12 protein-coding genes are annotated in these 13,314 nt (G+C 67.1%); all 12 read left to right on the top strand.

The window, feature by feature from the left end; genetic code table 11:
- The first annotated feature begins 161 nt into the window (after nt 1-161).
- Nucleotides 162-1,409 carry an HNH endonuclease signature motif containing protein gene (locus ACQY5A_RS01015; protein WP_428338501.1) on the top strand — a complete coding sequence of 416 codons (1,248 nt, stop codon included), beginning with the start codon at nt 162-164 and terminating at the stop codon, nt 1,407-1,409.
- A gap of 379 nt (nt 1,410-1,788) precedes the next feature.
- Nucleotides 1,789-2,577, top strand: a complete 789-nt coding sequence (locus ACQY5A_RS01010) for a tetratricopeptide repeat protein (protein ID WP_428338500.1) — start codon at nt 1,789-1,791, stop codon at nt 2,575-2,577.
- A 1-nt stretch (nt 2,578) separates the two neighbouring features.
- Nucleotides 2,579-3,589: an HAD-IIA family hydrolase gene (locus ACQY5A_RS01005; protein ID WP_428338513.1), complete on the top strand. Its 1,011-nt coding sequence runs from the start codon at nt 2,579-2,581 to the stop codon at nt 3,587-3,589.
- A 12-nt stretch (nt 3,590-3,601) separates the two neighbouring features.
- A complete protein-coding gene (locus ACQY5A_RS01000) occupies nt 3,602-3,778 on the top strand; it encodes a hypothetical protein (protein WP_428338499.1) in 177 nt (58 codons plus the stop codon).
- 7 nt (nt 3,779-3,785) lie between these two features.
- Entirely contained in the window at nt 3,786-4,595 is an 810-nt protein-coding gene (locus tag ACQY5A_RS00995; RefSeq protein WP_428338498.1) for a TlyA family RNA methyltransferase, read from the top strand.
- Complete coding sequence (locus ACQY5A_RS00990; RefSeq protein ID WP_428338497.1) at nt 4,592-5,515, top strand: NAD kinase; 924 nt, start codon at nt 4,592-4,594, stop codon at nt 5,513-5,515. The genes ACQY5A_RS00995 and ACQY5A_RS00990 overlap by 4 nt, the downstream gene beginning before the upstream one ends.
- A 2-nt stretch (nt 5,516-5,517) precedes the next feature.
- Nucleotides 5,518-7,299, top strand: a complete 1,782-nt coding sequence (gene recN / locus ACQY5A_RS00985; protein ID WP_428338496.1) for a DNA repair protein RecN — start codon at nt 5,518-5,520, stop codon at nt 7,297-7,299.
- Between the two features lie 106 nt (nt 7,300-7,405).
- Nucleotides 7,406-8,599 carry a putative cytokinetic ring protein SteA gene (steA, locus tag ACQY5A_RS00980; RefSeq protein WP_428338495.1) on the top strand — a complete coding sequence of 398 codons (1,194 nt, stop codon included), beginning with the start codon at nt 7,406-7,408 and terminating at the stop codon, nt 8,597-8,599.
- Between the two features lie 12 nt (nt 8,600-8,611).
- Nucleotides 8,612-9,553: a copper transporter gene (locus ACQY5A_RS00975; RefSeq protein WP_428338494.1), complete on the top strand. Its 942-nt coding sequence runs from the start codon at nt 8,612-8,614 to the stop codon at nt 9,551-9,553.
- Between the two features lie 201 nt (nt 9,554-9,754).
- Nucleotides 9,755-11,512, top strand: a complete 1,758-nt coding sequence (locus tag ACQY5A_RS00970; protein WP_428338493.1) for a CTP synthase — start codon at nt 9,755-9,757, stop codon at nt 11,510-11,512.
- Complete coding sequence (locus ACQY5A_RS00965) at nt 11,505-12,128, top strand: NUDIX domain-containing protein (protein ID WP_428338492.1); 624 nt, start codon at nt 11,505-11,507, stop codon at nt 12,126-12,128. Before ACQY5A_RS00970 ends, ACQY5A_RS00965 begins: the two co-directional genes overlap by 8 nt.
- Nucleotides 12,125-13,072: a site-specific tyrosine recombinase XerD gene (gene xerD / locus ACQY5A_RS00960; RefSeq protein WP_428338512.1), complete on the top strand. Its 948-nt coding sequence runs from the start codon at nt 12,125-12,127 to the stop codon at nt 13,070-13,072. The genes ACQY5A_RS00965 and xerD overlap by 4 nt, the downstream gene beginning before the upstream one ends.
- Nucleotides 13,073-13,314 lie beyond the last annotated feature (242 nt).

Raw genomic sequence — 13,314 nt, 5'->3', positions numbered from 1 at the left:
TTCGTTGCGGCACTGCCGCATTGCACGGGCGTTCCGATTCGCCCGCAAAGGCCTCGTGAGACGCGTGTGGCAGCCAATGAGGCTGTGCCGCTGAGAGATGGCAGCATCTGGGCGTGGATCGGCCGCCGAAACGTGTCGGACCTGGCTGGGATGATTTCGTTATGTCGTTGACCGCGTCTCCTCTGGTAGTGGTGAGCCCTGCTGAGCGTGTGGAGGTGTTGTTCGAGGAGTTGGCGGAGTTGGCGGGTCAGCGCAACGCAATTGACGGGCGGATCGTGGAGATCGTCGCCGAGCTGGATCGTGACGGGCTCTGCGGGGCTACGGGTGCGCGGTCGGTGGCGGCGTTGGTGGCCTGGAAGCTGGGCTGCTCCTCGGGAAACGCTCACACGATCGCCACCGTGGCGCGCCGGCTGCCGGAGTTTCCCCGCTGCACGGCCGGGATGCGGGAGGGCCGGTTGTCGCTGGATCAGGTCGGGGTCATCGCGGGGCGGGCGGGTGAGGGGTCTGATGAGCATTATGCGCAGCTGGCGGCCTGCGCGACGGTGAGCCAGCTGCGCACCGCGGTCAAGCTGGAGCCGCGACCCGAACCCGATCCGCGGCCCCAGCCGCAGCCCGCGATCACCACGACCTCTGGCGAGCACACCACCAGCTGGCGGATCACCCTGGCTCACCTGGACGCGGCGACCTTCGAGGCGGCACTGGCGTCGCACCGTGACGCGCTGTTCGCCGAGTGGACCCAGGACCGCGGCACCGGCGAGCGCGGATCAGAGCAGACACCCCCGGTGCCGAGCACCGTCGAGGCGTTCATGCGCCTGATCGAGGCGGGCTGGGACGCCGAGGCGACCCGGCGCCCCCACGGGCAGCACACCACGGTGGTGATGCACGTCGATGTCAAGGACAACGCCGCCGCGCTGCATCTGGGCCCGCTGCTCACCGACGCCCAACGCCGCTACCTGGGCTGTGACGCCGCCTGTGAGGTGTGGTTCGAACGTCACGGCCAGGTCATCGGGGCCGGCCGAGCGAGCCGGGTGATCAGCCGGCGGCTTCGCCGCGCCCTTGAGCACCGCCACCGCAGCTGCGTGGTTCCTGGCTGTGGCGCCACCCGCGGTTTGCACGCACACCACATCCGGCACTGGCAAGACGGTGGCCGGACCGAATTGTCCAACCTGGTGTTGGTGTGTCCGTATCACCACCGGCTGCACCACCGCGGCGCCATCACCATCACCGGACCCGCCGAGAATCTCGTCGTCACCGACAGCGCCGGCCGAGAACTGAGCACGGGATCGCTGGCACGCCCGCCCAGCCGTCCCCCGCCCGCGGTCCCACCCTGCCCGGGACCCACCGGGGAGCGCGCCCACTGGTGGTGGTACGACCCCTTCCAACCCCAACCACCACCACAGAACAACTAGGTCGACCGGCGGCGGCCGGTCACCACCGGCACTCTACCTAAGCTCAAAAGCGCTGGGCCATAACGCTATTCGATCGCGACACCCGCCGCTACCAGATCGTGCCCACGCCCTCATCCAGATCCTTCTGACGTACGCAGTATTTGAGCCAAGTCGGGTTGCACGGGCGTTCCGATTTGCCCGCGCGCTGGGTCACGTCATTGCGCTTGTGGCGCCCGCAACCATCACCCTGCCGGTCCGATAGTCTGTGAAACGCACCAGTCCAACGACTCTCACAGCTTTGGATCAGTTCTCGGGGACCGCCCACTGTAGTAGGGACGAGCGCACGTGAGCCGTATCCTATGTCGGCAGGTACTGACGTATTTCGAAGCGAAGGGTACGAGTGGTCGACGACACGTACGGCGAGGGGGCACGGCAACCGAAGCGACCGCCACGCGACCAGGCCTCCACTTCGGGTCCCAACCGCGCTCGAAGATCTCAACCCCAGCACGGCGCCGCCGCGGATGATCGCAACGGGCCGCCGATCCCGCCCAAGATCGAAGCAAAGCAGCTAGCACCCGACGTTCGCCGCGAGCTCAGCACCCTCGATAAGGCCAACGCCGATGCGGTGGCGCGCCACCTGGTCGCCGCTGGGGAGTTGCTGGACGAAGACCCCGAGGCCGCGCTCAGCCATGCCCGCGCCGCGCGACTGCGTTCCGGCCGCATCGCCGCGGTGCGGGAAGCCGTGGGAATCGCGGCGTACCAGTGTGGCGACTGGGCGCAGGCCATCGCCGAGCTGCGGGCGGCGCGACGGATGGGCAGCAAGTCACCGCTGCTTCCGCTGATCGCCGACTGCGAACGCGGCCTGGGTCGGCCCGAACGCGCACTGGAACTGGCCCGCGGGGCCGAGGCGGCCAAGCTGGTCGGCGATGAGGCCGACGAGATGCGGATCGTCACCGCCGGCGCCCGCGCCGACCTCGGACAGCTCGAACAGGCGCTGACCGTTCTGTCCACCCCGCAATTGGACCCGACGCGGGTCGGCACGATCGCGGCCCGGTTGTTCTACGCCTACGCCGAAACCCTGCTGGCACTCGACCGCGGCGCGGAGGCGGTGGAGTGGTTCCTGCACGCGGCCGAAGCTGACGTCGAAGGCGCCACCGATGCCGAGGATCGAGTGAGTGAGCTCGGCTGAGGTGGGAACGCTTGCCCAGGAACATGATTGCCTGCTCCTCGACTTGGACGGGACGGTGTTCCGGGGTCATGAACTGACCGAGGGCGCTGCTGACTCGCTGGAAAAGGCCTCGGGTCGAACGCTATTCGTCACCAACAATGCGTCGCGCAGTGCCGAGGAAGTCGCCCAGCACCTGACTGACCTCGGCCTGCAAGCGACCGCCGACGACGTCGTCACGAGCGCGCAAAGCGCGGCTCACGTGTTGGCCGATCACCTGAAACCGGGCGCCCGGGTGCTGGTCGTCGGCACGGAGTCACTGGCCGCCGAAGTCGCCGCCGTCGGCCTCGAGCCGGTCCGGCTGTACGACGACAAGCCGGACGCCGTCGTGCAAGGTCACTCGCCGGACACCGGATGGGCGATCCTTGCCGAGGCGGCGCTGGCGATCCGGGCCGGGGGTTTGTGGGTCGCCGCCAACGTCGACGCGACGCTGCCGACCGAACGCGGCCTCCTGCCCGGCAACGGCTCGATGGTGGCCGCGCTGAAAGCAGCGACCGATGCCGAGCCTCAGGTCGCGGGCAAGCCGGCGCCGACACTGTTGCTAGATGCGTTGGGACGCGGCGAGTTTCGCACACCGCTGGTCGTCGGTGACCGGCTCAACACCGACATCGCCGGCGCCACCGCCGCCGGGCTGCCCAGCCTGATGGTGCTCACCGGGGTCAACTCCGCACGAGACGCTGTCTATGCCGTACCCGAGCAGCGCGCGACATTCATCGGTGAGGACCTTCGTTCGCTGCACCAGCACGCAAAGGAGCTTGCGGTGGGCCCGCAGTCGGCCTGGCAGGTCGACACCGCGGACCACGCGATCACGGTCAGCACCGCCGCGGACGACGAGGGCGACGGACTCTCGATTGTTCGCGCCGTCGCTCATGCGGTCTGGTCACGCGACCCCGACGGCCAGACGGTTTCCATCGAGGCCGGCGACGATACCGCGCGCGACGCCCTGCAACGGTGGTCTCTGGCCCAAATCCGATAGCGTGGTAAAGCGATGAGTACCGACCCTGATGAGATTCGCGCACGGATCGACGCCATCCTCGCCGAGCTACCGGATCCTGCCAACCCCGACAAGATGCCCTCCGAGGCCGATCTCGAGGAGCTCGCACGCCAGCTTTCCGAGGCGCACGACATGCTGGTGCAGGCGCTGGAGTCGGCGGAGAAGGCCTGAGGCCACTGTGCCGCGGCGTACCCGTGTTGATGCCGAGCTGGTCCGGCGCGGTCTGGCCCGATCGCGACAGCAAGCCGCGGAGCTGATCGGCGCGGGCAAAGTCAGCATCGACGGGATGCCCGCCGTCAAGCCGGGCACAGCCGTTGCAGTCACGGCGGCACTGAAGGTCGCCGGCGACATCGAACGCGGCTGGGTGTCCCGGGGTGCACACAAGCTCATCGGTGCGCTCGACGCCTTCGGCATCGACGTGCAGGGTCGACGCTGTCTGGACGCGGGAGCCTCGACGGGCGGATTCACCGACGTCCTGCTCGACCGCGGCGCCCGGGAAGTGGTCGCCGTCGACGTCGGCTACGGCCAGCTGGCGTGGTCGCTGCGGTCGGACGAGCGGGTGGTGGTTCTCGAACGGACCAACGTGCGAGAACTCACGCCAGCGGCAATCGACGGCAAGGTCGAGACGATCGTCGCCGATTTGTCCTTCATCTCGCTGACCACTGTGTTACCTGCGCTGACTGGATGCGCCTCGCCCGCCGCGGATATCGTTCCTATGGTGAAGCCGCAGTTCGAGGTGGGCAGAGGGCAGGTGGGGGCCGGCGGGGTCGTCCACAGTCTCGAGCTGCGGGCAAGCGCTGTCCTCAACGTCGCGCGTCGCGCCGACGAGCTGGGATGGCACGCCGTCGGCGTGACCCCCAGCCCGCTGCCAGGTCCATCGGGCAACGTTGAATACTTTCTGTGGTTACGTGCCGAAACCGATCGGGGTTTGTCTGCTGATGAACTGGAATCTGCGGTCCGAGAGGCGATTGAGGCAGGTCCGCAATGACTAGTGAGCGCACGGTCCTGCTGGTCGTCCACACCGGGCGCGAGGAAGCGACCGAGACCGCCCGTCGGATCGAAAAAGTGCTGAGCGACAACAATATTCGTCTTCGCATACTTTCGGCCGAGGCCGTCGACCGCGGGCCGGTTCCGCTGGGGCCGGACGACGTGCGCGCCTTGGGCGTGGACATCGAGCTCGTCGACGCCGAGCCCGACGCGGCCCAGGGCTGTGAACTGGTCATCGGGCTGGGCGGCGACGGCACGTTCCTGCGGGCCGCTGAGCTTGCCCGCAACGCCAACGTGCCGGTGCTGGGCATCAACCTGGGCCGGATCGGCTTTCTCGCCGAAGCCGAAACCGAGGCCATCGACAGCGTGCTCGAGCATGTGGTCGCGCGCAGCTATCGCCTCGAAGAGCGTCTGACGCTGGACGTCACGGTGCGGGTCAAGGGCGAGGTCACTGCGCGCGGGTGGGCGCTCAACGAAGCAAGCCTGGAAAAGGGCCCGCGGCTCGGGGTGCTCGGCGTTGTCCTCGAGGTCGACGGCCGGCCGGTGTCGACATTCGGGTGCGACGGCGTTCTGGTGTCGACGCCCACTGGGTCCACGGCTTACGCATTCTCGGCCGGCGGCCCCATTCTGTGGCCCGACCTGGAGGCGTTGTTGGTCGTGCCGAGCAATGCGCACGCGTTGTTTGCCCGGCCGATGGTGACCAGCCCCGACGCTCGCATCGCCATCGAGATCGAGGCCGACGGGCATGACGCGCTGGTGTTCTGCGATGGTCGCCGTGAGATGCGGGTGCCCGCCGGCGCCCGGTTGGAGGTACAGCGCTGCGACGTATCTGTGAAGTGGGCACGGCTGGACAGCGCGCCGTTCACCGATCGTCTGGTGCGCAAGTTCCGGCTTCCGGTCACCGGCTGGCGCGGACGGTAACGGTGCTTTCCGAGATTCGGATCGAGTCGCTGGGTGCGATCAGCGTGGCGACAGCCGAATTCGACAGTGGCTTAACGGTTTTGACCGGCGAAACCGGCACCGGTAAGACGATGGTGGTAACCGGCCTGCACCTGCTCGGCGGGGCCCGCGCCGACGCCAACCGGGTGCGCTCCGGTGCCGAGCGCGCGGTTGTCGAGGGGCGGTTCACCACCGCCGATCTCGACGACAAGGCGGTCGCGCTCCTCGACGAATTGCTCGACGGCTCCGGAGCCGAACGTGACGAGGATGGCAGCATCATCGCGTTGCGGTCGGTCAGCCGGGAAGGCCCTTCGCGGGCTTATCTCGGTGGGAGAAGCGTGCCGGCCAAATCGCTGAGTGGCTTCACCACCGAACTGCTGACCCTGCATGGACAGAACGACCAATTGCGCCTGATGCGGCCCGACGAGCAGCGCGGAGCGCTCGACCGGTTCGCCGGCGTCGAGGCCCGCCTGGAGAAGTACCGCAAACTACGCGATGCCTGGCAGTCTGCGCGGCGCGACTACGTCGACCGCAGCAACCGGGCGCGCGAACTGGCGCAGGAGGCCGATCGGCTGAAGTTCGCGCTGAACGAGATCGACTCCGTCGATCCCGCACCCGGCGAGGACGACGCGCTCGTCGGCGATATCCGTCGGCTCTCGGAGTTGGATGCGCTGCGTGAGGCCGCCTCCGTGGCGCGCATCGCGTTGGCGGGCGCAGGGGATGAGGCCAGCGCCGATCCGGCGGCGCAGTCGGTGTCGGCGGCCGACAATCTGGCGCGGGCCAAGACGGCGCTGGAGTCGACCGATGACTCGACGCTGCGGGCACTGGCCGCCCAACTCGAGGAAGCGGTCTCGGTGGTCGACGATGCCGCCCGTGAGCTCGGCGGCTACCTCAGCGAATTGCCCTCGGACGCCAGCACATTGGACGGCAAGCTGGCCCGGCAGGCGGAGCTGCGCACGCTGACCCGCAAGTACGCCGCCGACATCGACGGGGTGCTGCTGTGGGCCAGGGAAGCACGAGACCGACTGGCCCAACTCGACGTCTCCGAGGAGGCGTTGGCCGGCCTGCAACGACGCGTCAATGAACTGGCGGTCGAATTAGCAAGTGCGGCTGCCGAACTCAGCAAAACCCGGACCCAGGCCGCCAAACGGCTGGCTAAGGAAGTCACCGGCGAGCTGTCCGGATTGGCGATGGCGGACGCGGAGTTCACCATCACGGTGTCGACGATGCCGGCCACTGCCGCCGACCCGGCGGCGCTGAGCCTTGCCTCCGGCACGCAAGCCCACGCCGGCGGCGATGGCGTCGACCTGGTCGAGTTCGGCTTCGCGGCGCATCGAGGTATGACCGTGTTGCCGTTGGCCAAAAGCGCATCGGGCGGTGAGTTGTCTCGGGTGATGCTGGCGCTGGAAGTCGTACTGGCGACTTCTCCTTCACGGACGACGGGCACCACGATGGTGTTCGACGAGGTCGACGCCGGTGTCGGCGGACGCGCCGCGGTGCAGATCGGTCGGCGCCTGTCGCGGTTGGCCCGCAACCGGCAAGTCATCGTGGTGACACATCTGCCGCAGGTCGCGGCCTACGCCGATATCCACCTCATGGTCGACACGAACGGCAAGAACGGCGCCAGCGGAGTGCAACGTCTCGACCGCGACGATCGAGTTGCCGAGTTGGCCAGAATGCTGGCCGGACTGGGGGATTCGGACACCGCGCGTGCCCATGCCCGCGAGCTACTGGAGGCCGCAGACTGTGACCGTATTGCGACCTGAAAAGCGCACCGCCGCATGTGACAGGTGTGACACGATATAACTTCTGAGGCCCTTGTTACGGCGCGCCTCCGCCGGGATTCTGGGGTTCACCGACAGAATCGCCTCCATGAGCGTGACCACCACCTTGTCCTCACTGTTGTCCCGCAATACCTCGCGGCCGGGTGTCATCGGAACCGCCCGGGTTGACCGCGACATCGACCGACTGCTTCGCCGGGTGTGCCCCGGCGACATCGTGGTCCTCGATGTGCTGGACCTGGACCGGATCACCGCCGACGCACTCGTCGACGCCGAGATCGCCGCCGTGGTCAACGCATCCCCGTCGGTGTCGGGCCGCTATCCCAACCTGGGGCCCGAGGTGCTGTTGGCCAACGGGGTCACGCTCATCGACGAGACCGGAACCGACGTCTTCAAGAAAATCAAAGACGGCTCGAAAGTCCGCCTTTACAACGGCGGCGTCTACATCGGGGACCGCCGGCTCATTCGCGGCACCGAGCGCACCGACGAAGAGATCGCCGACCTGATGCAGGAAGCCAAGAGCGGGCTGGTATCCCATCTGGAAGCGTTCGCAGGCAACACGATTGAGTTCATCCGGAGCGAAAGCCCGCTGCTGATCGACGGCATCGGCATTCCCGATGTCGACGTCGAGCTACGCCGCCGTCACGTCGTCGTGGTCGCCGAGGAAGAAGACGCCGCCGAGGACCTCAAGCGGCTCAAGCCGTTCATCAAGGAATACCAGCCGGTCCTGATCGGTGTCGGCACGGGCGCAGATGTGTTGCGCAACGCCGGGTATCGCCCGCAGCTCATCGTCGGCGACCCCAGCAATCTGAGCACCGAGGTCCTCAAGTGTGGAGCGCAGGTGGTGCTTCCGGCCGACGCCGACGGCCACGCGCCCGGCCTGGAACGGATCCAGGATCTCGGCGTCGGGGCGATGACGTTCCCGGCCGCGGGCTCGCCGGCCGACTTGGCCTTGCTGTTGGCCGACCACCACGGCGCCGCATTGTTGGTGACCGTAGGCCATCGGGCCAACATCGAGACGTTCTTCGACCGCACCCGTCAGCAGAGCAACCCGTCGACCTTCCTCACGCGGCTGCGCGTTGGCGAGAAAGTTGTCGACGCCAAAGCCGTTGCCACGCTCTACCACAACCGAATTTCCGGCGGTGCGATCGCCTTGCTGATCTTGACCATGCTGATCTCAATCATCGCCGCGCTGTGGGTGTCGCGTACCGACACGGTGGTACTGCACTGGGCCGCCACGTACTGGAGTCACTTCTCGCTCTGGTTTCAGCACTTGATCCACTAGGACGGTGGCGACGTGATATCTCTACGCCAACATGCGATTTCACTGGCGGCTGTTTTTCTGGCACTGGCGGTGGGAGTTGTTCTCGGGTCCGGACTTCTGTCCAATGTGATGGTCGCCGGGTTGCGCGACGAGACCCGCACTTTGCACAGCCAAGTCGACTCACTCAACGGTGAGAAAAATGTCCTGAACGCAAAACTCGGTTCCGCCAATGCTTTCGACGCACAAATGGCCGGCCGGATGGTGCATGAGACATTGAACGGCAAATCGCTGGTCATCTTCCGCGCTCCTGACGCCAAGGACGAGGACATCGACGCGGTGTCCAAGATCGTCGGACAGGCGGGGGGAGCGGTCACCGGGACGGTGACGCTGACGCAGGAGTTCGTCGACGCCAACTCGGCGGAGAAGCTGCACTCGGTGGTCAACTCGTCGGTTCTGCCCGCGGGTGCCCAGCTCAGCACCCAACTGGTCGACCAGGGATCCCAAGCCGGCGACCTGCTGGGCATCGCCCTTTTGATCAACCGCGATCCTGCCGTCCCTCCGGTCGACGACCCGCAACGCGACACCGTGCTCGCGGCGTTGCGCGACACCGGCTTCATCGCCTACGGAAACCAGCACATCGGCGCCTCGAACGCCGCCGTGGTGATCAGCGGCGGCTCACTGGGCAACGACGCCGGCAATCAGGGCGTCAGCGTGGCGCGCTTCGCCGCGGCACTCGCCCCCCACGGTTCGGGCGTGATGCTGGCCGGACGGGATGGCTCGTCGGACGGGCCCGCCGCGGTGGGAATAGCCCGCGCCGACGCCGCGGTCACGCCGGTGATCAGCACTGTCGATGACGTGGACGCCGAATCCGGCCGAGTCACCGCGGTCCTCGGTGTGGCCGATCTGATCAACGGCGGACACACCGGGCAGTACGGCACCGGCCACCGCAACACCGGCCTCACCGTCGCGTCCTAGCCGGCCGACGATGCAGTAGGGGTAGCGCGATGCGGAGGAGGCGGCCGGTCGATGTAGCCGGGGTATCCGCGCCGCCGGGCGTGTCAGCGACGCGGCGGTGCAGTGTTTGTTAGGGTTAGTTTCCGTGGGTCGGCAGGCCCAAGCTGGAAAACAGCCCTCATCAGAGGCTAGCCCTGCGCCGTCTTCACGGAGGTCGCCACATTGCGAAAGCATCCGCAGACCGCCACTAAGCATCTCTTCGTCAGCGGCGGGGTCGTCTCGTCGCTCGGCAAGGGATTGACCGCGAGCAGCCTCGGACAGTTGCTGACCGCCCGCGGGCTGCAAGTGACGATGCAGAAGCTCGACCCTTACCTCAACGTCGATCCGGGCACCATGAACCCGTTTCAGCACGGCGAGGTGTTCGTCACCGAGGACGGCGCCGAAACCGACCTCGACGTAGGCCATTACGAGCGCTTCCTCGACCGCGATCTGTCCGGATCGGCGAATGTCACTACTGGACAAGTGTATTCGACGGTCATCGCCAAGGAGCGCCGCGGTGAGTACCTCGGGGACACCGTTCAGGTCATCCCGCACATCACCGACGAGATCAAGCGGCGCATCCTGGCGATGGCCAAGCCGGACGCCGAAGGCAGGCGGCCCGACGTGGTCATCACCGAGATCGGCGGAACTGTCGGCGATATCGAGTCGCAGCCGTTCCTCGAGGCCGCGAGGCAGGTGCGCCACGACATCGGCCGGGAGAATGTCTTCTTCCTGCACGTGTCGCTGATCCCGTACCTCGCGCCGTCGGGCGAGCTGAAGACCAAACCCACCCAGCACTCGGTGAACGCGCTGCGCAGCATCGGTATCACCCCGGACGCACTGATTCTGCGCTGCGACCGCGACGTGCCCGAACCGCTGAAAAACAAGATCGCGCTGATGTGCGACGTCGACATCGACGGCATCATCTCCACCCCCGATGCGCCGTCGATCTATGACATTCCGAAGGTTCTGCACCGCGAGGAGCTGGACGCCTACGTCGTACGCCGGCTCAACCTGCCGTTCCGCGACGTCGACTGGACCGAATGGGACGACCTGCTGCGCCGGGTGCACGATCCGCAAGAGACTGTGCGAATTGCGTTGGTGGGCAAGTACATCGACCTCTCCGATGCCTATCTCTCGGTGAGCGAGGCGTTACGGGCGGCCGGCTTCAAGCACCGCGCGAAGGTCGAGATCCGTTGGGTGGGCTCCGACGACTGCGAAACCGCAAGCGGGGCGGCCGCGGTGCTCGAGGATGTCCACGGTGTGTTGATCCCCGGCGGCTTCGGTATCCGGGGCATCGAGGGCAAGATCGGCGCCATCTCCCATGCCCGGGCACGCGGGTTGCCTGTCCTGGGACTCTGCCTCGGCATGCAGTGCATCGTGATCGAAGCCGCCCGCTCGGTCGGCCTGGCCGGAGCCAACTCAGCGGAGTTCGATCCGAATACCCCGGACCCGGTCATCTCCACGATGGCCGACCAGGAGGAGATCGTCGCCGGCGAGGCCGATTTCGGTGGGACGATGCGACTGGGCGCCTATCCGGCGGTGCTGGCAGCGGGTTCCATTGTCGCCCAGGCATACCAGTCGACCGAGGTGTCCGAGCGGCATCGGCATCGCTATGAAGTCAACAACTCCTACCGGGATCGCATCGCCGAGAGCGGCCTGAAATTCTCCGGCACCTCTCCGGACGGGCATCTGGTCGAGTTCGTCGAGTATCCGCCGGAGATGCACTCATTCGTCGTCGGCACGCAGGCGCACCCGGAGCTCAAGAGCCGGCCGACCCGGCCGCATCCGCTTTTCACCGGCTTCATCGGCGCCGCGATCGAGTACAAGGCAGGCGAGCGGTTGTCGCTGGAGATCCCGGAACGGCGGGCCAACGGCAGCGAGCAACACGACGGGGCAGAGTCGTCGGTGCCCGAGCCTGAACCCGTCACCCGTGGGTGAGCACGTCTTCGAGACGACCTCGTCCGAAATCCTGCACACTGGAAAGATTTTCGCGTTGCGGATCGACCATGTGCGGATGCCCGGCGGCAACGTCGTGATCCGCGAGGTCGTCGAGCACTTCGGCGCGGTGGCGATCGTGGCGATGGATCACGACGGCCGGATCCCGCTGGTCTACCAGTACCGCCACCCGTTTGCCCGACGCCTGTGGGAGTTGCCGGCCGGGCTGCTTGACGTCGACGACGAGGCGCCGCATCTGGCCGCGGCCCGTGAACTCCACGAGGAAGCCGGCCTGTCAGCGGACACCTGGCAGGTGCTGGCCGACCTGGATTCCGCGCCCGGGTTCAGCGACGAGTCGGTGCGGGTGTTCCTTGCCACCGGGCTGACCGAGATCGAGCGGCCCGAGGCGCGCGACGAAGAAGCCGACATGACCGTGCAGTGGTACCCGATCGCGGAAGCGGTACAGCGGATCTTCAGCGGTGAGATCGTCAATTCCCTTGCGGTGGGCGGGATTTTAGCGGCCTACGCGGTCAGCGAGGGTATCGCCGAGCCGCGGGTTGTGGACGCGCCGTGGATCGACCGACCGACGGCGTTCAGCGCGCGGAAATCAGCCGGATGACGACGCTGGCGTCGCCGCTGGAGGGCCAGCTGCAGGGATACCTCGATCACCTGACGATCGAGCGCGGCGTCGCGGCCAACACGTTGAGCTCCTACCGCCGCGACCTGCGTCGCTACTTCGAGCATCTGATGACCCGCGGCGTCGACGACTTGGCCAAAGTCACCGAGGACGACGTCAGCGAATTCCTGATGGCACTGCGCCGCGGAGACCCGGACTCCGGTGCCGTACCGCTGTCGGCGGTGTCGGCGGCACGGACGCTGATCGCGGTGCGAGGATTCCACCGGTTCGCCGCGGCGGAGGGAATGGCCGAAATCGACGTCGCGCAGGCCGTCAAGCCGCCGACGCCGGGGCGTCGACTACCCAAGAGCCTCAGCCTGGATCAGGTGCTCGCCCTGCTGGCCGGCGCGGGCGGCGATAGTCCTTCCGACGGCCCCCTGACCCTGCGCAATCGCGCGTTGCTCGAGTTGCTGTATTCCACCGGAGCGCGCATCTCCGAAGCGGTCGGACTCGACGTCGACGACATCGACACCCACGCCCGGTCGGTACTGCTGCGCGGCAAGGGCGGCAAGCAGCGGCTGGTTCCGATCGGACGGCCCGCGGTCCAGGCGTTGGAGGCCTACTTGGTCCGCGGGCGTTCGGATTTGGCGCGGCGCGGGCGAGGCACCCCGGCGATCTTTCTCAATGCCCGCGGCGGACGGCTGTCGCGTCAGAGTGCGTGGCAAGTGCTGCAAGACTCCGCAGAACGGGCCGGCATCACCTCCGGCGTCTCCCCCCACACCTTGAGGCACTCGTTTGCGACCCATCTTCTCGAAGGCGGGGCCGACGTCCGCGTCGTGCAGGAGCTTCTGGGCCATGCATCAGTGACCACCACGCAGATCTACACGATGGTCACCGTGCACGCGCTGCGCGAAGTCTGGGCCGAAGCGCACCCGCGGGCGCGCTAGCGTTCGCGCTCTTGCCGGCCGAACGTCGATTTGTTGGGCCTATCGGCGCCGAAATTCACGACAAGTCGACGCTCGGCCGTGGGGATGCGCTGCCTGAGGCTCATGATCGCCACCCTAACTCCCGGGCGATCGCATTGGGCGCCACCAAATTCGCTGGTGACGTTGTTTGCGGGTCTCCCGGCACGTGCGCGTATACCCGTTAGACTCTGCTGCGATGTCCGCCATTTCCCGACTGTCGCGCA

The sequence above is a fragment of the Mycobacterium sp. genome (genome assembly GCF_965277065.1).
Lineage (GTDB): Bacteria > Actinomycetota > Actinomycetes > Mycobacteriales > Mycobacteriaceae > Mycobacterium.
This window is presented reverse-complemented; position numbering and strand designations above follow the sequence as displayed.